At 59.2% G+C, this 20,806-nt stretch carries 17 protein-coding genes and 2 pseudogenes; 9 read left to right on the forward strand and 10 right to left on the reverse strand.

What is annotated here, in order from left to right; genetic code table 11:
- Window positions 1-114: 114 nt before the first annotated feature.
- Both aceE and CMASS_RS07445 read left to right on the forward strand, forming a co-directional pair.
- Window positions 115-2,874: a pyruvate dehydrogenase (acetyl-transferring), homodimeric type gene (aceE, locus tag CMASS_RS07440; protein WP_022862387.1), complete on the forward strand. Its 2,760-nt coding sequence runs from the start codon at window positions 115-117 to the stop codon at window positions 2,872-2,874.
- 128 nt (window positions 2,875-3,002) lie between these two features.
- Entirely contained in the window at window positions 3,003-3,335 is a 333-nt protein-coding gene (locus CMASS_RS07445) for an acyl carrier protein (RefSeq protein WP_033399450.1), read from the forward strand.
- Here CMASS_RS07445 and CMASS_RS07450 read toward each other — a convergent pair.
- From CMASS_RS07450 to CMASS_RS07460, 3 genes are all read right to left on the reverse strand, one after another.
- Window positions 3,332-3,826 (reverse strand): hypothetical protein, encoded by a 495-nt coding sequence (locus tag CMASS_RS07450; protein WP_022862389.1) that lies wholly within the window; start codon window positions 3,824-3,826, stop codon window positions 3,332-3,334. The genes CMASS_RS07445 and CMASS_RS07450 overlap by 4 nt on opposite strands.
- A gap of 192 nt (window positions 3,827-4,018) precedes the next feature.
- A complete protein-coding gene (locus CMASS_RS07455; RefSeq protein WP_022862390.1) occupies window positions 4,019-4,822 on the reverse strand; it encodes a serine hydrolase domain-containing protein in 804 nt (267 codons plus the stop codon).
- 77 nt (window positions 4,823-4,899) lie between these two features.
- Window positions 4,900-6,738 carry a neutral/alkaline non-lysosomal ceramidase N-terminal domain-containing protein gene (locus CMASS_RS07460; protein ID WP_240482739.1) on the reverse strand — a complete coding sequence of 613 codons (1,839 nt, stop codon included), beginning with the start codon at window positions 6,736-6,738 and terminating at the stop codon, window positions 4,900-4,902.
- Window positions 6,739-7,566: 828 nt separating this feature from the next.
- Here CMASS_RS07460 and CMASS_RS10345 point away from each other — a divergent pair.
- Together CMASS_RS10345 and CMASS_RS10330 are read left to right on the forward strand one after the other, a co-directional pair.
- Window positions 7,567-8,154: a hypothetical protein gene (locus tag CMASS_RS10345; RefSeq protein ID WP_475680098.1), complete on the forward strand. Its 588-nt coding sequence runs from the start codon at window positions 7,567-7,569 to the stop codon at window positions 8,152-8,154.
- A 41-nt stretch (window positions 8,155-8,195) separates the two neighbouring features.
- The gene (locus tag CMASS_RS10330) at window positions 8,196-8,789 is read left to right on the forward strand and encodes a tyrosine-type recombinase/integrase (RefSeq protein ID WP_420536142.1); all 594 of its coding nucleotides are present in this window, start codon (window positions 8,196-8,198) and stop codon (window positions 8,787-8,789) included.
- Between the two features lie 279 nt (window positions 8,790-9,068).
- Here CMASS_RS10330 and CMASS_RS07465 read toward each other — a convergent pair.
- Together CMASS_RS07465 and CMASS_RS07470 are read right to left on the reverse strand one after the other, a co-directional pair.
- Window positions 9,069-10,267: pseudogene (locus CMASS_RS07465) on the reverse strand (IS3 family transposase).
- Window positions 10,268-11,162: 895 nt separating this feature from the next.
- Window positions 11,163-11,747 carry an antirestriction protein ArdA gene (locus tag CMASS_RS07470; protein WP_084684334.1) on the reverse strand — a complete coding sequence of 195 codons (585 nt, stop codon included), beginning with the start codon at window positions 11,745-11,747 and terminating at the stop codon, window positions 11,163-11,165.
- Between the two features lie 232 nt (window positions 11,748-11,979).
- On the opposite strand from CMASS_RS07470, the gene CMASS_RS07475 reads away from it, so the two are divergent.
- The gene (locus CMASS_RS07475; protein WP_273665917.1) at window positions 11,980-12,654 is read left to right on the forward strand and encodes an IS6 family transposase; all 675 of its coding nucleotides are present in this window, start codon (window positions 11,980-11,982) and stop codon (window positions 12,652-12,654) included.
- Window positions 12,655-12,872: 218 nt separating this feature from the next.
- Here the strand turns inward: CMASS_RS07475 and CMASS_RS07480 are convergent, their stop codons facing one another.
- From CMASS_RS07480 to cmtR, 3 genes are all read right to left on the reverse strand, one after another.
- Window positions 12,873-13,475, reverse strand: a complete 603-nt coding sequence (locus CMASS_RS07480; protein ID WP_084684467.1) for a short chain dehydrogenase — start codon at window positions 13,473-13,475, stop codon at window positions 12,873-12,875.
- Window positions 13,476-13,674: 199 nt separating this feature from the next.
- The gene (locus CMASS_RS07485; RefSeq protein WP_022863860.1) at window positions 13,675-14,274 is read right to left on the reverse strand and encodes a cadmium resistance transporter; all 600 of its coding nucleotides are present in this window, start codon (window positions 14,272-14,274) and stop codon (window positions 13,675-13,677) included.
- Window positions 14,271-14,630 (reverse strand): Cd(II)/Pb(II)-sensing metalloregulatory transcriptional regulator CmtR, encoded by a 360-nt coding sequence (cmtR, locus tag CMASS_RS07490; RefSeq protein ID WP_003849933.1) that lies wholly within the window; start codon window positions 14,628-14,630, stop codon window positions 14,271-14,273. Before cmtR ends, CMASS_RS07485 begins: the two co-directional genes overlap by 4 nt.
- 1,182 nt (window positions 14,631-15,812) lie before the next feature.
- On the opposite strand from cmtR, the gene CMASS_RS07495 reads away from it, so the two are divergent.
- Complete coding sequence (locus CMASS_RS07495) at window positions 15,813-15,965, forward strand: hypothetical protein (RefSeq protein WP_240482833.1); 153 nt, start codon at window positions 15,813-15,815, stop codon at window positions 15,963-15,965.
- On the opposite strand, the gene CMASS_RS07500 is transcribed toward CMASS_RS07495, so the two are convergent.
- A complete protein-coding gene (locus CMASS_RS07500) occupies window positions 15,956-17,437 on the reverse strand; it encodes a multicopper oxidase family protein (RefSeq protein WP_022863859.1) in 1,482 nt (493 codons plus the stop codon). The two genes, CMASS_RS07495 and CMASS_RS07500, sit on opposite strands and share 10 nt — an antisense overlap.
- Before the next feature lie 71 nt (window positions 17,438-17,508).
- Window positions 17,509-18,084: a CueP family metal-binding protein gene (locus CMASS_RS07505; protein WP_027018851.1), complete on the reverse strand. Its 576-nt coding sequence runs from the start codon at window positions 18,082-18,084 to the stop codon at window positions 17,509-17,511.
- 404 nt (window positions 18,085-18,488) lie between these two features.
- On the opposite strand from CMASS_RS07505, the gene CMASS_RS07510 reads away from it, so the two are divergent.
- The 3 genes and pseudogenes from CMASS_RS07510 to CMASS_RS07520 all read left to right on the forward strand — a co-directional run bounded on the left by CMASS_RS07510 (window position 18,489) and on the right by CMASS_RS07520 (window position 20,775).
- Window positions 18,489-19,211, forward strand: a complete 723-nt coding sequence (locus CMASS_RS07510; RefSeq protein WP_156831842.1) for a response regulator transcription factor — start codon at window positions 18,489-18,491, stop codon at window positions 19,209-19,211.
- Window positions 19,208-20,334: pseudogene (locus tag CMASS_RS07515) on the forward strand (sensor histidine kinase). The gene CMASS_RS07510 and the pseudogene CMASS_RS07515 overlap by 4 nt, the downstream one beginning before the upstream one ends.
- Window positions 20,335-20,448: 114 nt before the next feature.
- Complete coding sequence (locus tag CMASS_RS07520) at window positions 20,449-20,775, forward strand: heavy-metal-associated domain-containing protein (RefSeq protein ID WP_022863856.1); 327 nt, start codon at window positions 20,449-20,451, stop codon at window positions 20,773-20,775.
- Window positions 20,776-20,806 lie beyond the last annotated feature (31 nt).

The raw sequence follows: 20,806 nt of genomic DNA on the forward strand, positions 1-20,806 counted from the left end.
AACTGAACATGAACTTCTTCCCGCAGCGGAGAAAGATATGCGACTCATTGAGCGGCAAAAATTGGCCACGGTATCCTTACGCTATATCGCGTTTTCCCACTGAGGAGGTTTGGAATGGCTGACCAGGACTCGCGCAACAGCGACTCCACTGTCCCGCAGATCCGCGACGGTGTCGCGTCTTACTTGAACGACAACGACCCCGAAGAGACCCAGGAGTGGATGGATTCCCTGGATGGGCTGCTCGCTGAGTCGTCGCCGGAACGCGCCCGCTACCTGATGCTGCGGCTGATGGAGCGCGCCACCGCGCAAAGCGTTCCGCTCCCCTCTGTCACCAATACGGACATGGTCAACACCATTCCGACCGATCTGGAACCGGAGTTTCCGGGCGACGAGGAAATCGAGAAGCGGTACCGCCGCTGGATCCGTTGGAACGCGGCCATCATGGTTCACCGCGCACAGCGCCCAGGCATCGGCGTGGGCGGCCACATTTCCACCTACGCAGGTGCGGCCCCGCTCTATGAGGTCGGTCTCAACCACTTCTTCCGCGGCAAAGACGCGGACCAGCGCGGCGATCAGATCTTCTTCCAGGGGCATGCATCGCCAGGCATGTACTCCCGTGCTTTTATGGAAGGCCGCCTAAGCGAAGACGACCTGGACGGCTTCCGCCAGGAGGCGTCGTACAGCAAGGACAAGGGCCGTGCACTGCCGTCGTACCCGCACCCACGCGGCATGGAGGACTTCTGGGAGTTCCCGACGGTGTCCATGGGCCTGGGCCCGGCCAACGCCATCTACCAGGCACGCTTTAACAAGTACCTCGAGATGCGTGGCATCAAGGACACCAGCAAGCAGCACGTCTGGGCCTTCCTGGGTGACGGTGAGATGGACGAGCCGGAATCCCGTGGCCTGTTGCAGATGGGGTCGCTGTACAACCTGGACAACCTGACCTTCATCGTCAACTGCAACCTGCAGCGTCTCGATGGCCCGGTGCGCGGCAACACCCACATCATTCAGGAGCTGGAGTCGACCTTCCGCGGCGCCGGCTGGAATGTCATCAAGGTCGTCTGGGGCCGCGGCTGGGACAAGCTGTTCAAGGCCGACCAAGACGGCGCCCTGGTGGCCCTCATCAACTCCACCAGCGACGGCGACTATCAGACCTTCAAGGCCAACGACGGCGCGTACGTTCGCGAGCACTTCTTCGGCCGCGACGAGCGTACCGCCAAGCTGGTGGAGGACATGTCCGACGACGAGATCTGGGCGCTACGCCGCGGTGGCCACGACTACCGCAAGATCTATGCCGCGTACGCCAAGGCACTGGAGTACCGCGGTACCGGTAAGCCGACGGTCATCCTGGCGCACACCATTAAGGGCTACGGCCTCGGCCACAGCTTCGAGGGCCGCAACGCGACCCACCAGATGAAGAAGATCGCCATTGAGGATCTCAAGCTGTTCCGCGATAAGCAGCAGATCCCGATCTCCGACGAAGAGCTGGAAAAGGATCCGTACCTGCCGCCGTACTACCACCCGGGTATGGACGCGCCGGAGATTAAGTACATGCTGGAGCGCCGCAAGGAGCTCGGCGGCTTTCTGCCGGAACGGCGCGTGGAATACAAGCCGCTGCCGGCGCCGGACATCAGCAAGATGAAGAAGCTGCGCAAGGACTCCGGCAAGCAGGAGATCGCCACCACCATGGCCTTGGTGCGCACCCTCAAGGAGGTCATGCGCGACAAGGAGCTGGCGAAGCGCATCGTGCCGATCATTCCGGACGAGGCCCGCACCTTCGGTATGGATTCCTGGTTCCCGACCATGAAGATTTGGAACCCGAACGGCCAGAACTACACCCCGGTGGACCACGATCTGATGCTGTCCTACCGCGAGGCCACCGACGGCCAGATTCTGCACGAAGGTATTTCCGAGGCCGGCGGTGCGGCATCGTTTACCGCCGCCGCCACCTCGTATGCCACCCACGGTGAGCCGATGATTCCGGTGTACATCTACTACGCCATGTTCGGCTTCCAGCGCACCGGCGACGCATTCTGGGCGGTTGCGGACCAGATGGGCCGCGGCTTTCTCATCGGTGCGACCGCCGGCCGCACCACCCTGACCGGTGAGGGCCTGCAGCACATGGATGGCCACTCCCTTATCCTCGCCTCTACGAACCCGGGTGTGGTCTCCTACGACCCGGCCTTCGGCTACGAGGTCACGCACCTCATCACCCGCGGCATCGACCGGATGTACGGCGAGAACCCGGAAGACGTCATCTACTACCTGACCACCTACAACGAGCCGGTCCACCAGCCGGGCGAGCCGGAAGACCTAGACGTCGAGGGCCTGCACCGCGGCATCTACCACTTCAACACCGCCGAGTCCGGCTCCATCCCGGCCAACATTCTGGCCTCCGGTGTGGGTATGTACGCCGCGCTTAGCGCGCAGGAGATCCTGGCGGAGAAGTTCGACGTTAAGGCGTCGCTGTTCTCCGTCACCTCGTGGTCCGAGCTGGCCCGCGATGCGGCGGCCAAGGAGACCGCGGCGCTGCGCGAGGGCCGCGAGCCGGAGAAGGCCTTCGCTACCTCCCAGCTCGAGGGCTTCGACGGCCCGTTCGTCGGCGTCTCCGACTACGCCACCGACCTGCAGGAGATGATCCGTCGCACCGTTCCGGGTGATTACCTCACCCTGGGCGCGGACGGCTTCGGCTTCGCCGACACCCGCGAGGGCGCACGTCGATTCTTCAACGTCGACGATGTCTCCATCGTGGTCGCAGTCCTCACCGGCCTGGCCCGCGAAGGCAAGGTCGAGTGGGACACCGTTGCCAAGGCGGCGAAGGAGTTCAAGTTGGACGACCCGACCGCCACCGCCTACGACCGCCTGGAGGAGTAGTCGGAGAGCGCTAGGAGATTCAGCTCCCGCACCTTCTGCTACCCCCGCATCCTGGTCAACATTCAGGGTGCGGGGGTTTGCCGTTGGAGGCGGTGGCCGCCAAAAGCGCGTGCATTACACTTTCGGGTATGTCCAACGACCTGGAAGCTCAGCTGAAAGCCCATTTCAACTCAGACGCTGCGCCTGCCGATGCCCCGGGAAACGAGCCGGAAAGCACCTTTGCCGAGGTCGTGCAGCTCGTGTCCAAGGCCACCGGGGTATCCGCGGACGACATTGAGCGCGAAAGCTCGTTGGAAGATTTAGGCGCGACGTCTCTCGCGCTGATCGAACTCACCGTGCGTATGGAGCAGGAGTTCGGCGTGCGCTTCGAGGAAAAGACCGCGGCGGGTTTCACCACGGTGGGCGAGGTGGTCGACTACGTCGACGCGCGCCGCAAGCAGAATCAGTCCGCGCAGTCCTAGGCGATATCCACCTGCGCGCGAAAGCCGTGTTCGGCGGCCAGCTCGCGCACCTCGGCGTCGAGCGACGCAAGCTCCGCGCGGGTGCCCGTGAGCACTTGATGGCACCCGATCCCGGCGGGAACACCCTTTCCGCTCTGCGCTCCGGCCGTGCCGCGAGCTATGGCCACGAGATTGTCTGCCGGCACGTCCTTGAACCAGCGGGTGCACCACTGTGCGTACAGCGGGTCGTCCCCGGGGACCACGAAGGATGGATCGCTAGTAACGCAGCGCGCCATCGCCTCTTCGACCATAGGCCGAAAACGACGCGGCATCGCCCCAATGCGGAGCACGCCGGCGATTGTTTCCGGCGTCGCAGCAGCATCACTAGCTTCCACGCCCGCTTCAGGTTCCGCAGCCGTGAGTAACCCAGCACTGGGCACACCGGTTTCGGGCGCGTTCTGCGCCGCATCACGGGCACCAAGAGCCTGGGTACCGTCAACGCATGTTTCCATGTGCCGAGTCTCCTTCGACATCACTTCAACGCCGCCGCTCAGGCGACGCAAGACGAGTTTCGTCTTCCCCTACGAACTCGCATGCGTTACGGGGACAGTCTCGCGTCACATCCACCCCAGCGGCAACCCTCAATCGCTACTTCAGCCCCCGTTTATTAACCCTGAAGTAGAACTTGAGGCAAGGACGGGAAGCTAGTCCAGCGCGCCCCACACCGCGTCGTTGGTCTCGGCCCACAGCGGCTTGGCCCAGTCGCCGAAGTCGCGGTCGGTCAGTGCAATCATCGCGTAATCGCCTGCCACCCACAGATACGTGCCGGACATCCCAAAGTGCCCGACAGTCTCCGGCGGCATGGTCTCCCCCGTCCAGTGCGGGGCCTTCTGGCCCTTGATTTCAAAACCCAGCCCCCACGGACACGGCTTCTGCATGCCATACCCCGGAACGACGCCGCGCAGGCCATCGAATTGAACAGTCTGCATTTCGTTTACCGACGCCGCGCTGAGAAGTTGCGGGCGCAGCATCTCGCGCGCAAACACCGCCAGATCCTGCACCGAGGAATGCAGCCCGTGTCCCGCCAAGCCGCGCAGCGCCGTATCCCGCATGCCGAGCGGTTCTAAAACCCCTTCGGTCAGGTAATCGACGAAATCCATCTCGCAGGCTTCCGCGACGGTATCGGCGGCCCATTCGTAGCCAGCCGAGGAATAGATGCGACGCTCCCCGACCGGTTTCTGTGACTCCCGGCTGTCGAAGCCCACGCCCGAGGCGTGGGCCAACAGGTGCCGCAGGGTCGCGCCTTCTGGGCCAGCGGCGCCATCCAGCTCCACCGCGCCTTCTTCGACCGCCATCATGATCCCATAGGCCGAAACGAGCTTGGTCAACGATGCGACAGGAAACACCTTGGCAGTGTCCCCGAACGTCTCCACGCTTCCGTCAGCCGCAACGAGCGCCGCGGCAACATTGTCAACAGGCCATTTCGATAACGAGCTCAAGGGATTCATATTTTCAGCCTACTTAGCCCTGATTGATGAATTCACACCAACCAGGGCTTCAAACAGAGGAGGTCGTCGCGCCTTTTCTAATGAACGTTTACGTCAGAGGTTCCCTCAAAATCAGTTAGCTTCCCGGTGACGTCCCTCCATGTGCCGCGCATGGTGAGAGTGTAATGCCCAGGTTGCATTCCAATAGTGTTCCACGTCACGCGCGCATTCGTGACCGCAACGTCGTGGTCGAACTCCACGATCGTAGACGCATCGTAGTCATCAGCCACGATGTCGCCCGCATCGTTGCGGACGATGAGATACCCATCTTCCAGCCGCAGGTCGTTATTGGGGTTAGCGAAAGCGAAGGTGGCAAGCGCAGCCTGTCCTGCATCGACGTCTCGCACAGCATGAATCACATCGCCGAAGTTGCGGCCAATTTCCGGGGCATCAACCAGCGGAGCTCCTGACGGTGAAGAAGGGATAACCCCAGTAAGATCCCCGGCTGCTGAACCACTATCAACGTCCTTGCCGTCAGCAAGTGCCCGAGCCAACTCCTCATACACCTGCAGCATGGCCGGCAGCTCATTCCGGCCGAAGATAGTCGCGCCGCCTTCGTAGTTCTGGGCGTCATATTCCTCAGGGGTCGTGACGTAATGCCCGTAACTATTGGTGTACCCCTGGCAAACGACAGTGTCGATATCCACCCCGAGAGTGTCAGCCACAGTCTTGCGCATTCGGAATCCCGACATCGTAGTCGGTTCGAACCCATTCGTGATGATGGTCAGCCCAGCAAGCCGAACAATGGAAAACATATGTGTCTGCTGAACCAAACCGTCGATAAAGCCGACGGGAAGAAGGCAATCTTTATTGCCGTGAACGTCGCGAACTTCCGGCGGAACGACTACTTTATTGACCTCGTGGACCCATGGGGTTCCGCCGTGCTCGTTTTCGTTAAATTGCAGCAATGGCTCACCGCCGCCATCTTCTTGGCTGCCTGCGGCAAACGATGAACCCAAGATGGCCGGGCCGGTGCGGTTTGGTTTCCCGTCAGTGGTGTATTTACCGTCCACCTGGACATTTGCCATATCTACCCACTTGTAGACGCTTTGAATCCCCGATCCGTTCAGCGCAATCGCGTCGCCACTTGTGCCGTCAATTTGTCGGTCACCGAGAATTTGAGCAGACTTGTACTGGTCTTTACCGGCGGGGTCATTGCCCGGAGTCAGTCCGTGATTCGGTGTAATGTCACCCTGCGGGGCGGCAGCAAAAGCAGCGACAAACGGAGCATTTTCCGGATCTCGGTGAACCACTCCATGATCGTGCTCCAGGTGCCACGCTGCATAGCCCTTGTTGTCACCGTCAATGAGCGTGTGCTCTGGGCTGTACGTCGTCCCGTGCAGACCGTACCAATTGAGTAGACCTACCTCTTCCCCTCCCTTATATACGTGGAGGGTCACGCTGTCGCGATTCACACCATCCGGAAATAGATCCTTGTCTGGATTGCGCTCGAAAGAGAGAAGCGAACGGTTCACGCCCGCGTCGTCAACGTGCCCCTTCGTGACCCGCAGCTCTGCCGGGCTAACATCCGCGTGCGCTCGTTGAATTGCTTTAACGATACCGGCGACGGTCGCCTCAAACGTCACCGGCCTAAAGCCGAACCCCGTGATATCCACCAACAGATGGCAAGACGTTCCTCCCGGCGCCACGTGAGTATGTGTCGCGGCGATGTGAACATTCGATTCGTTGTAGAGGTCGCCGAACTCTTCCTTCAGGCGCCGGAGCACCTCCATCTGAATGGATTGGAACATCAAACCGGTATCGCAAATAACATTGACAATGCGGTTTCCGTTCTCATCGGCGAAAACAAAGGCACGAGCAAACTGACGAAGGTGAAGACCACTACTTTGCTGGTCGACGACCGAGTAACCGTTCATTCCGGCACCGAGCGGCTAACCGGTCATATCCGCGAGGCCACGGCCAACATCCATCGGAGTACCTTCACCTACACCGCTTGCGGAATCTGTAGAAATTCCCGCCCGGGCAGGCGCTTTACCAGCTCCGGCAATTCCCACGGTCGCCATAGCCGTAGCAGCCGCCATACCCGCCATGAAGCCACGGCGCCCAATGCGCGTGGACTTTCCCGCATCACTCATATAATTCCCCTCTGAAGCTTTCTGAATTGCCAGGAGCATTAAAGCACGTTTAGGACGGCTGTCCCTCCCCGGCCGTCCGTGGCGTCATTAAAATGCGCGCGGGAGATAGACAATGAGTTATTTCGACGTACCGCTTACCCCAGCTATGGGAATTTATTCCCGGTCAGATCCAGCTCTTACACACCCATTCCTCCCTGCGGGGCAATGAAGAGACTCCCCCGACGAATCAGCAACCGCCTCAACATGTTTCTTCGGACGCAGTCACGTGGAATAGGCGTGTTTGTCGAGCCGGAAAGAGCATCCACAGGTATTTGGTTGAGAACCAACGCCCCCCGTCTGGCGCCACGACGGCACAACTGGCACCTCGCACCGACACACCGGGCGGACACACATCGTGCTACTTAAGCCTTCACCGACCATGTACGCGAAAAGCCCCCTGGAATCCAGGGGGCTTGAAGTGCTCCTCCAACTGGGCTCGAACCAGGTAGAGTAATTAAGGTAGAAATATAAAATACCTGCATATAAACGTTTATTGACGACATTGAACGCCATTGAACGTCAATCAGTGCCAATAGATGTAGCACGTATGTAGCACGCAAGGAGGAGCGCATGCCACAATCACGAGGACGCCGCGCACGGTGGGGGTCAATCAAGAAATTGCCTTCCGGACGCTGGCAAGCGTCTTACCCGGACCCGTCAGCAGAAGGCACCCGCAAACGCATCACAGGACCAACCACATATGACAGGCGTGCAGACGCAGAAGTGTGGCTCGCCAGCGAACACGCCCTCATAGCCCAGCACGCATGGACACACCCAAGCGAACGAGAAGAGACCCAAGCACGCGAGGCGGCAGAACGACAGCGAGGTGCAGTCACGTTCAAGCAATACGCAACACAATGGGTTGACACCCGCACGAACTCACAGGGAGATAGGCTCGCCAGCAGAACACGCGAGGAGTACAGGCGCTATCTCACCGACAGGCTCAGCGTATGGGCCGACATGCCGATCAACGCGATCACGCCCGACCAAGTACGAACGTGGCACGCAGAACAACTCAAATCCGGCAAGAAGACGTCTGTAGGACGCCAATACGACCTGATGAAGAGCGTGTTGAAGACCGCCGAGGAAGACGGACTCATAGCAAAAACCCGTGCAGGGTACGCGGCGGGTCGAAGACATCCACAGAACTCACCGTGACGGCACCAACCGACTCAGAGCTAGACATCGTTATTGAGGCGATGCCTGAACACCTTCGCTACCCAGTCATTACTGCAGCAGCGGCGGGTCTGCGCTGGGGAGAGATACAAGCACTGACACGTGATGACTTCACGGTCACACGGGACGAACGCGGCGAGATCGACGCCGTGCACATCAACGTGGACAAGGCAGAGGTACGACTCGCAGGCGGCACCCGCGAAGTCAAACGGCCCAAGTCACGAGCCGGAGTGCGCAGCGTAACTGTCTTCGGCAACGACGCACGATCAATCGCAGACCACGTAAACACGCACGGAGACCAACTGCTCAACGTTACCTATTCAGGTTTCCAGTACCACTGGCGAAAGGCGCGAACACAAGCAGGACGCCCAGACCTACACTTCCACGCATTGCGGCACTACTCAGGCACACGGTTTGCACAGGCAGGGGCTACACTCGCAGAGATCATGGCATGGCTAGGACACTCAGACGTCGCCAGCGCGATGCACTACCAAGAAGCCGCAGAAGAACGCATGAACGAACTCGCACGACGCGCCGCAAGGAACCAACGAGACGAACACAAACCCGCCTCAGAACGAATGCTGAGACGGGTTTCTTACCGCCAGAGACCGAATTGAGGCACTACTGCCGACGAACCCTAACAGACCTCAGAAGACCGTACAGGGCGTATAGCAGGGCTACAGCTAGTCGTCGTCTCTGATCAATTTCGCAGCAAGGTAGACCACCGTGCTGTCGATGTCGGCCTGGACACGCCGCGGCGCGCGCTCGCCCCAGAGGACGACACCCTTACCGAACAGCGGCAAGAACTGACCGGTCAGCGCAACGCACTGCTGGGTACCTGACCCCCATTTGGTAGACGGGCCTGACCCCCGGACAGTGGACACGTCGGGGGTTAGCTATGCTGCTTTGGTCAGTGTAGCTGATGTGAGTGCTTCGAAGTCATCGGGAGCTAGAAGGTTGCACCACGAGTGTCGCCGGCGCGTGTTGTAGCGCATGCACCACCGGAAGACTTCCTGCCGGCAGATAATGGGATTGTCAAAGACTTTCCTATCACGTAAGACTTCCCGCTTTAAAGTAGCGTTAAACGACTCTGCCAGGGCATTATCCGCACTCGTTCCTACCGCGCCCATGGATTGGCGCACACCCAACGACGAGCAATAGTTTCTAAAGGCTTGTTAGGTGTACACACTGCCGTGATCGGAATGGAATACAGCACCGTCAAGACTGCCACGGACACCGTGCGCGTGGGCTATTGCATCGACGACCAGTGACACTCGCATCTGACAGTCTGCGAGAGAATAACCTGCAAGTTTCCGTGAATACGTGTCAATGACTGTGGCCAAATACATGTTCTTGCCACCCTTACAGGGCAGGTAGGTAATGTCGCCGACATAAATGCGGTTCGGCTCGGTGGCTGTGAATTTGCAGCCTACTAAGTCCGGCATGACACGGTGGCCAGGCTTGCGCCTGGTAGTGGCACATCGGCGGCGCTTGGTAAAGCCTTTGAAGTCCCATGGATTTCATGATGCGTGCGACTTTCTTGTGAATTGTCGGGCCGAAATTCGTATCACTGTTGAGGCTTGCAGCGATGCGTTTAGCACCATAAAGCCCGTGCTCATCATCGAAGATGGTTGTAATTCTCGCACCAATAAGGGCATCGGAACACATCTTTAACCTGCGCTTTTTACGGGTTTGGACCCATTTATAAAACGAGGATCGATTGAGCTTTAAAACGTGGCACATCCGTGTGAGCCGAGTATTCGGTTTGGTGGTCATAGACAAACTGGAAGCGGATCGCCAGTGAGTCTCTTTAAGTAAAATACTTCGCGGCCTTGCGCAGGATATCGTATTCTTCGCGTAGTTTAGAGACTTCCTTTTCTAGCTGGCGGATCCGTTCGGAATTGTTCGCCGTTTGGGCTTTCTCATGCACAGCTTTAATGCGCGCACGCTTTCCGGTGCCGTACTTCTTGACCTAAGAATGCAGCGAGGCACGGTTGATACCGAGCTCTGCTGATGCTGCGTTCAGTGAGAGGTCCTCATTGTTCTTATAGAGGGCCACGGCATCGCGTTTGGACTGTTCGGAGTACCTGGACATGGTGGTAGATTACCTTTCTTCCTAGCCCAACCGGGCTGGATATCAGGTGTCCACCAAAAAGGGGTCAGGTCCCAGCAACTGAATGTTGCTGCATAGATTTTAAGCCGACTAGCCTATCGAAGGCCTCGCCCCTCGGGCGGGGTCTTTTTTAAATGTGGGGATAAGAGAGGCGTCGGCTATGCCGACCGAATGCAGGGGTTCTGCCCCAAATGAACCACTCTCTCTTATGCCCTTTTTACTCCTTGCGCCCTTAGACCACCTACGGTGGTCGCTGGCGCGGTAAAAACGTACGATGACGTGGGTAAATGGGTAATAAAGCACTCTTTAAAAGTACCCATTTAAACGCGTCTTCGGGTATTTTAAAATTAAACCGCAGGTTTAAAACTCCTGGTCAGGGGATTTTTAAAGTATCCAATTTTTAAAATTGGTGACGTATCGTGGCACACGATGAAAATTGGCCGGGGTGGAGCGATTCCGCTGCACCCAATTTTAAAATTGCCCCTTTTAAAGGGGCTACTACCTCGTGGCTGGCACACCCCGGTGGCACTCTTGTCACCTCGCGGTGTGTCAAAAAATAAACCACCCGTAGGTGGCTTTAGGCACTAACCACACGTGGTTAGTAGATGGCTTCTGTATGGTCGCTACCATACACGAACCATAGATGGTCAGTACTTGGTCTGTATCTGGTCGCTATCTGGTTGCCACCACACACTAACCACACGTGGTCGCTATCTGGTCACTGTATGGTCTCTACCACACACTAACCACACGTGGTCGCTATCTGGTCACTGTATGGTCTCTACCACACACTAACCACATACTAACCACACATGGTCAGTATCTGGTCGAAAAAATAAACCCCGCTACTGCATAAGCAGCAACGGGGTCTTGAGTGTTAGAAATTGCGATAGATAAATACTCCACCCTCGCGGGCGTCGGTAGCGGTGACGGTATAATCGTAAGCTAGGTCACTCACCCAGGAGTCCCAATCAAAATAGATTCGCAGCGGCGAGTCGGGGTCAGTATCCTCCATCAACCCAGTGTCTTCGGCGAGATTTAGCGCGTACTCATAAAAGCTCGGCCACCATCCGCAGAACTGTTCTTCAAAAGTGGCAACATCAGGTACATTGTCTATATCTTCAACAACAACACCATCTTCAGCCCAGCGACAAAAGGCGGGCCATAGTGTGTAGCCGATCTGCTCATATGCAGCAGTCCATGCTTCAACGTTTACCGGCTCAATTGAATAGCCTTCTGGCACACCATAGGAACGGAATATTATCGCGCCACTACACCTATCTGTCATGGGATATCCATTCCACTCATGCACGTCTTTAGCGGTCGGAACACCTTCCCATTCAGATACTTTAATAAATCGCCCTTTGTCGATACCGTCGACGGTGTAGCAGTGCTCGCACATGACAAGCGCGCCAGGCTCGCGCTCTAGAACTGTATCGGGTGCTTCTCGTTGGGTGAACATGTTCGCTCCTCCTTGTTAGTGACTGACTTGCCACCACTAACTCCGCACCGGGTCGCTACCCGGTGTGAGGACATAAAAAATACCCCTGCACTCACCGCTCTCTACTAGATGACACTTGATTTGGTGCTGTTGCAAAGTTCGGGCGACAGGAAGACCTGCGTGAAATAATCAAGACCTGCGTGAAATAATCACAGCCATGGGCATCTAATCCGGTCGTCATTTCCCCCGTGACATCATCCTGTGGGCGGTCCGGTGGTACTGCCGCTACGGGCTTAGCTACCGCGATCTGGAAGAAATGATAACCGAACGCGGCGTACCGGTCGATCACAGCACCATCTACCGCTGGGGCCAGAAATATGCTCCTGAGCTGGACAAGCAGACCCGGTGGTACCAACAAGTCCCGGATTGGCAGGCCCGGTCCTGGCGGGTGGATGAGACCTATATCCGGGTCGGGGGAAAGTGGTGCTACCTCTATCGGGCCATCACCGCGGGCGGGCATACCCTGGATTTTTACCTGTCCCCAAAGCGGAACGTGGCCGCAGCGAAGTGTTTCCTGGCCAAGACCCTGAGGTCGAACGCGATAACCGGGTTCCCGCGGGTGATCAACACCGATAAAGCACCCTCCCTGGCCAGGGCAATCGCCGAGTTAAAGTCAGAGGGAATCTGCCCGCAGACCGTGGAACACCGGCAGGTGAAATACCTCAATAACGTCATTGAAGGAGATCATGGGCGGCTGAAACGGATTCTCGGACCGAAGGGGGCGTTCAAAAACCGGACCTCGGCGTACCGGACGTTGAAAGGGATGGAAGCGATGCACTCATTACGGAAAGGTCAGGGCGCGATGTTTGCCTACGGGCAACCGAACCCGGATGCGGTGATCGTCAGCCGGGTGTTCGAGGCTGCCTGAGAACGCCGACCCGCAGCGAGCATCAGAGGATGAAGACTGGGTCGTCACGGCTCTCCGCCTGAAGTTTGCAACAGCACCGTTAGGACTACGCATTACTGGACATATGCTTAAACATATGTCCCGCCATATGGCGGGACTGATGGGTGCGTATAGTTACCCTCACGATTGCGTCGTTCTAGGCGTTTTTCAACGCCTAGAACATTATGGGGTGAGGTTTTCTAGTTCCAGATTTGGAACACCTTCCCTGTTTCGACTCCTTCTACAGAGCGTATATATGCGTCGGCTACCTCTGTCGCAGGAACTTGTTTGAACCCAGGAAAAGCAGAATGAAAACCGGTAGCTTCTTTGAGCACCGTTGGGCTTACCGCATTAATCCTCTGTCCGCGTGGAAGTTCAGTGCTAGCTGCGGTGACAAACGATTCAACACCACCATTAGCCATAGACGCTGCAGCACTGCCAGCAATAGGATGCTGAGACAAAATTCCAGTCGTAAGGGTAAACGATCCACCGTCGTTAAGATATGAAAGCCCTTCGGTAACCAAGCTAACTTGTCCTAACAGTTTTCCAGTTGCTGCAGCCGAGAAGTCCTCACGAGAAAGATCTGTAAGGTGACTAAAGGGTGCAAACCCTGCGCAGACTACAATCGCGTCAAGCGGACCAGCCTCTTTGTAAAAGGCACGAATCGAGTCCACATCAGACATGTCTACTTGTGGAGTCGAGTGTCGAGAAACGCGAAGAACCTCATAGTGCTTCTCGAAACGGTCGGCAACAGCGCTTCCGATAGTTCCGGTAGCACCGATAACGGCAACTTTTCTTCCCATACTGTCTCCTTTCTCGCGAAGTGTCTTGTGTAGCCCGAGACTACTAGAAATCAAACTGAGCGAGAGGTGGAATTAAAATCCCTGTAAACTCTGTGTGATTAGATTCACACGCCCCGACAGCGCTTCAAAAAGACCTTCCAGGCGTTATAGGAGCCACCGATAACGCCCGGTCGGGGCCGTTTGGAACGCTGCCGCTACGTCAGAGCCCGAAGGCTCCGCCGCTGACGAGGATCACGATACCGAGGCCGATGAGAACGATGGGAAAGAGGATGTGCTCAAAGCGTTCGAGCACTTCCGCGATCGGGGGGCGGGTTGCGACGAACCTTGCCAGGGCCACCAGGACCGCCACGAGCGCGAGGAAGATGACGCAGTAGGCGACTACTGCGAGAGGCTCCACGCTGAGGAATACAGGGGTGTAGACGCCGATATTGTCGCCACCGTTGGCAAAGGTGACGCCTGCGACCGTCCCCACGCCGACCTTCTTGCCGGCAACCTTGGCCTCGTCATCGTCGTCACCGTCTCCGCGCCAGGCCTCCCATGCGGCCCAGAGGCCGAGGCCCAGAGGGATGAGACCAAAGTATGGAATGGCTGCCGGGGGCAGAAATGCTCCGGCGCCGGTGGTCACAAGGATCGCGGCGACGAGGATGCCCGCGAATCCGAGGTACTGGCCGGCCAGAATGCGGGCGGTGGTGCCGCGCTGGCCTGCCCCTCGCGCGAAGAAGAGGGAGAGCACGATGATGTCGTCGATGTTGGTAGCTGCGAACAGGCCTATCGCCTGCAAGACCGAGGTGAGGATCATGCGTCCTCCCCAGCTGCGTAGCACCCGGGAAGCGTGCAGACGGGATCGATGCACGGGGCGTCTTCGTCTACTGCCAGGGTGGCATCGACCAGTGCTGTCAGTGCCTGTGCCAGGTGCGGATCGGCGATCTCGTATCGTGTCCGACGCCCCTCTGGCTCGGAGACGACAATCCCACAATCGCGCAAGCATGTCAGGTGGTTGGACACGTTCGGGCGGGTCAGGTCCAGATCTCGGGATAGTTCCGCCGGGTAGGCGGGATGGTCGAGCAGGGTCAAGATGATCCGGGATCGAGTGGGGTCGGCCAGTGCACGACCCAGGCGGTTCATCACGTCGAGACGCGAAGCAATAGTCAGCATGCGCTGAACTATACAGCGATCGCTGAACTAGTCAAGTTCCGGGTAGCGGTGCAGCTGTGTGCGCTGCTGAAGAGACAGTGAAAGTAGCAGAGATGGCGCAGATTCCGGCAAAGTTGCGAAAACAGCTGAACCACGCTCGTTTCTGATGATCGGCCCATGTGCGATTTGTGCCGCGCCGAAGGCAACCGAATTGGCTCGAAGTTCCGTAGCGTTGAAAGTTTCCGCTCGAACCATAAGTCACCGGAGGTGCTCACCTTTGACGAACTTGTCGAACGTTCACCGTGGAGCGTGGAGCTTGCCGAGAGGCAGGAAGAGTCGGAAGCGGAATTTCCTGACTTCCCGTTCTCAGGAGCGCTCCTGCTCACGTCAAAAATTTACTTCTGTTGTGTAACCCGAGGCGAAACTGCGTGTAACCGGGGTGTTGCCGCGGACCTAATACATCTGGTCAGGAAGTTTCATAAAAGCCCCTCGTCCGTCACGGGGCTTTCAAGAAACATCTTCAATCTTTCCACGAAACCCCTGGCCGGCCGAAGGAAAACGGCGCTCAATAAAAGGAAACTCCCCTAGTGCTTCTCGTCGTTGGAAGCACTAGGGAAGAATCCATATCCGCAGTACGGGATATGCTCTTTGAAAAGCCATGCTGAGCTGCCATCGTGAACATCACACCATCGAAATCCGGAGATGGAAACCACAGAAGTTTCCACTCCGGTTCTTTTTATTTTTCCTAGTCGCAGTTCTTCTGCTTAGTACGCAGCATATCCATGCTCATCAATCATGTACTGGGTAGCAGTATTTAATTCCTGCTGGGAAATATCCCGCAAACTCGGCCCCGCCGCTGACCCTCCCCAGCGGTCGTAGTAGCGGGGGTTGGGGTGGAGTTCGGATAGTCCTGCGAAGTGCTCATAGCACTAAGGCAACCACACCCACGCCCGCTACGAAAGGCCAACCACACTAACCTTGTGGACAACCCGCACAGGGCTAGTGTGGTTATCCACAGAAATCCACGTTGGTTGCAGTGTTCGATGGCGTTTAGGCGGGCATGTCGGTATGGGCCTCTAGGCTTGGGGCTATGGGCTTTTAGAAAACCTCCTCAACCGCTACGCCCCGCGCACACCGGGCAAGCCGGTCTTTGCGGTCATTGATACCGAAACCACCGGCTTTAACAAGCGTTACGACCGCATCATTGGACTTGCTGCCGTGCGCGCTGACGCATACTTCAATCCCGTTGACTCCTGGCACACATTGCTCACCCCTGACACCAACACCGTGTCCGCTACTCGGGGGACACCCCCGCCCACCTCGGCACTCCACCCCTGCTGTGGGGGTTACTCGTAGCGAAGCGAGCTGAACATCCCGGTTTCCATGTGATAGGCGTTATGGCAGTGAAATGCCCACTCACCGGGGTTGTCAGCGATCAGGTCGGCGATCATGGTTTCACCGTGGCGGAGAAGGACGGTGTCCTTGCGTAGCCCGCCGCTGCCGGGCAGCGCCCACGTGTGGCCGTGGATGTGCATGGGATGGGGCATCATGGTCCTGTTGCGCATGACCATCCGCAGGCGCTGGCCCTCCTGCACGGTCGCGGAGGAGGATTGGCCGTCGGTGAGAATGCTCCATTCATACGGCATCATCTGCCCGCCCAGGTCGATGCTGACTTCTCGGTCTGGTGTGTCCTCGGGCAGGAGTGCACGGTCTGCTGGCTTCAGGGAGGACAGAAGCAGCCCGGTGGACGACAACTCGGGGAAGTCGACATCGGGGTGGGGGGCCTGGCCGCCGGCGGTGCGGATGACGGCGAAGGCACGGTCGTCCTTACCCACCGCCAAAGCCGTGAGCGGGAAGATACCGTCGTCGAGGATGACCTCGACGTCGACACGCTCGCCCATCGACAGGTAGATCGATTCGGTCTCCCTGGGTTGGACAGGGAAGCCGTCGGTGTGGGTCACGGTCATGCGGTGGCCACCGAGGGCCACCTTGAAGATGGTGTCACCGCCGGAGTTGATAAACCGCAGGCGGGCCTTGTCGCCCGGGCGAGCCTCGAAGGTCCGGTGAGCACGGGGGATACGTCCGTTGATGAGGTAGTGCGGATACATCACATCGCCGGCATCCCCGCCCAGTACCCGGTCCGGGGTGCCGTGCATCATATGGCCGTGACCTCCCATCCCCTTCTTCCCGTTATGGTCACCCGAACCCATTCCGGTGAGCTTGTCGAGCTCATCGTCGGGAGTGCCCTGAATGCCATCGACCCAGTCGTCGAGCACGATGGTCCACTCGACGTCCTGGTCCTCAGCGTCTTGCGGGTCACGGACGATCAGTGGGGCGTGGAGGCCGCGATCAAGCTGCAGGCCGGAGTGGGAATGGTAGAAGTAGGTGCCACCATGGGGGACTTCAAAAACATAGGAGAAAGACTCGCCAGGTTCAATGGGGTCCTGGGTCATGCCGGGCACACCGTCGGCTGCGTTGTGGAGTGCGATGCCATGCCAGTGGATGGAGGTGCTCTCAGGCAGTTCATTGGTGATATCGACCTGGAGGACGTCGCCGGCGGTGGCCTCAATGGCCGCATCCCCGGTGTCAGAGACGTATCCCCACGTCTTGGCTTCGATACCGCCGATATCCAGAGAGAGGGGCCGGGCGGTCAGTGTCCGGCGCACCGTCGGCTCACCGAGCGCAGTGGGGGTGGGAGTGGGGCGAAGGGAGGAACCTGGTGCCGAGGCAGCGGGTCCAGGGTCGCTGGTGCAGGCGGCCACGGCCCCGGTGCCGGCGAGGACGAGCCCACCGAGCAGAAACTGTCGTCGGGAAAATCCGTTTATCATGATTTAACCTTCCTTGGTGTTAGATTTCAGTGATACGGGAGACAGGCGCAGGTGAGGACCCGGCTGAGCCATCACGTCAGGTGCAGGTCTGTGACACAGGTGGCACCGTCGTCGCCGGTGGAAAACTCCGTTGTGCCGGTACGCCCCTGGTAGCTGACCTCAATCAGACCGGTGGCATCATCGGGAAGCCAGAAGCCAATAAACCCGTTGTCGAAGGTGGTTGTCGCCTCGTCCACCAGCACCTCACCGGTCGCCTCATCGGTGATCGTGACCTGGATATCCTCATTGTCGAGTTCCCCCTGGCAGGTCGTGAGGCTGTGGTAGAAGCAGTCGTGGGTGGAGGTGAGATAGGGTGCGATCGAGACATACGTCTGATTGTCGGGAAGATCGAGCACAACTTCCTGGTCATCGCTCGAGAGCAGCAGTTCATCGGCACGTACTGAGGCGATCAGATCCGTGGGACGCTCAGTGACCTTCTGCCGGTCGAGGTGATCAATGATCTCCACCGCGTCCATGTCGGCCAGGCCATGGGCAGTCAGGAATGTATCCTGGGACACCGTCCCATCGGCGGTGGGTTCCGGGTCGGCAGCCGAACACCCCGTGAGGGCGAGGGCAAGGGCGGCGGCTGCGATCGCTGCTCGTTTCACGTCAATCTCCTTGGATCGTGGTAAGACCATGAGAAGACACCGTCTCAAGGTCGATGCCATACCTTTATCTAGCACGGGTGCCTGACGGACTAGAAATCAAAAACCCTGCTCACAGCCTTATAACAGGGCGAAAAGGGGGTGAATTCGGTGGGCTGGGTCACCACCGGGACACCACCCCACAGCCGTGGGCGATGTACTTCTACCCGCCCCGGGTATGCGGTGCAGACAGTGAAATCCCTGGTGGCGCCTGCTGAACCGGCCAGGGGAGGCGATGCCGCCGACCCAGGGTGGGGCACAGGGGTGACGGCGGTCGAAGGGTGATGTTTGAAGATTTGATGAAGATTTCCCCGCCGGGCACTGAGCGAGGGTGGTATTCCCCCCTGACCGGAGCGATACTGGGGTCTATGGCTGACCGCACACCGACCACCGCCACGCCCCCGGGGCGGGTGCTGGTCGTCGATGATGAACAACCCCTGGCTCAGCTGGTGGCCTCCTACCTCATCCGGGCCGGCTTTGATACCCGCCAGGCGCACACCGGCACTCAGGCCGTGGACGAGACCCGTCGCTTTTCCCCCGATGTTGTGGTGCTGGATCTGGGGCTGCCCGAACTCGACGGCCTGGAGGTGTGCCGACGCATCCGCACCTTCTCGGACTGCTACATCCTCATGCTCACCGCGCGTGGCAGCGAGGACGACAAGATCAGCGGTTTGACCCTGGGGGCGGATGACTACATCACTAAACCTTTTAGCATCCGGGAACTGGTGACCCGGGTGCATGCGGTGCTGCGCCGCCCGCGCACCAGCACCACCCCACCGCAGGTGACTACCCCCTTGATCGTTGGTGACCTCATCCTTGACCCCGTCGCCCATGAGGTACGGGTGGGGGAGACGACCGTGGAGCTCACCCGCACGGAGTTCGAGCTGCTGGTTGCCCTGGCCCTGCGCCCCGGCCAGGTGCTGACCCGCCACGACCTGGTCACCGAGGTCTGGGACACCACCTGGGTCGGTGATGAACGCATCGTCGATGCCCACATCGGCAACTTGCGTCGCAAGCTCGGCACCGACAACCAGGGCCGGGGGTTTATCGACACCGTGCGTGGCGTGGGCTACCGGGTGGGGCAGCCATGAATCACGGACCCGGCCTGACCTTCCGCTTCCTGGCCGCCCAGGTGTTGGTCGTGGTGATTAGCCTGCTGGTGGCCGCGGCCGTGGCCACGATGGTGGGCCCGACCCTGTTCCATGATCATATGTTGATGACCGGCCGGGAGGACCCCTCACTGGAGCTGTTCCATGCCGAGCAGGCCTACCGGGGCGCCAACCTGATCACCCTGGCCGTCGCCCTGCCCACCGCCTTGACCAGCGCCCTGCTGGCCAGCCTGTGGTTATCGCGTCGTCTGCGCACCCCCTGCAGGATCTCACCCACGCCGCTACCAGCCTGACGGCCGGCAACTCCCGTATCCGCGTGCCCGCCGGAAAAGCAGGCCCCGAGGTTACCACCCTGGCGCATGCCTTCAACACCATGGCCGACCGGCTGGAACACACCGAACAGGTCCGCCGCCAGATGCTCTCTGATCTGGCCCACGAAATGGGCACCCCCTTATCGGTGCTCACGGTCTACCTCGATGGTCTCCAGGACGGGGTCGTGGACTGGAATAATGCCACCCACACGATTATGGCTGACCAACTCACCCGCCTGACCCGGTTGATGGAAGACATCGACGATGTCTCCCGGGCCCAGGAACACCGGATCGATTTGGACCTGGCGGAGGAAGGGCTCGGGGATCTGCTCCATACCGCCGCTGCTGCCGCGGGGGAAGCTTATGCTGACAAAGGCGTCGATTTACAGGTCGAGACCATTACAGACACCTCCCGGGTGCTCGTGGACCGGCAACTCTTCGGCCAGGTGATGAGCAATCTCCTGTCGAACGCGCTACGGCACACCCCGGCCGGCGGGCAGGTCCGGATCAGCGTCCACCGACAGGGGGCGTCCACCGCGCTCATCCACGTCGCCGATGACGGCGAGGGCATCCCACCTGACCAGCTCGGACACATCTTCGAACGCTTCTACCGGGGGGACGCCGCCCGCAGCCGGGACAACGGCGGGGCCGGTATCGGTCTGACCATCTCCAAGGCATTGATCGAGGCTCACGGCGGCACTCTCACCGCCACCTCCCCCGGACCCGGTCGCGGAGCGGTGTTTGCCCTCCGCCTCCCGCTGTCCCCTCCCGACAGTGAGGAGGCTGCTCGGTGACCACACCCTGCCCCGCGTGAGGGCCGGTCCCTCCACCCCTTGAAAATATACCCCAGGGGGGTATGCGCTAGAGAGCGGCATCGCCGCACCCCACCGAACCGAAGGAGCTTTCCCATGATCACCACCCCGCCCCGCCTCTTGCCGATGGCCTCCCACGGCTGCAGCTGTTGCGGACCTGCCTCACGTGCCGACACCGCCTCCATCCCTGCCGCCAGCGACTCGTCAGCAGGAGGGTCCTCCCCTAGCTACCAGGTCACCGGCCTGACCTGCGGGCACTGCGCGAAAAGCGTGACCCAGGCCCTTCAGGCCCTTCCCCAGGTCGACGACGTCCAGATTGATCTCGCTGCTGGTGGAGTTTCCACCGTCACGGTCACCGGTGTCGTACCTCCGGAGATGGTTCGCCGGGCCATCGAGGAGGCCGGCTACACCGTCTTATCCTGATCAGTTATACCCATCATCTCGACCCCGACCG

Origin of the sequence: Corynebacterium massiliense DSM 45435 (assembly GCF_028609805.1) — a bacterium.
GTDB classification, from domain to species: domain Bacteria; phylum Actinomycetota; class Actinomycetes; order Mycobacteriales; family Mycobacteriaceae; genus Corynebacterium; species Corynebacterium massiliense.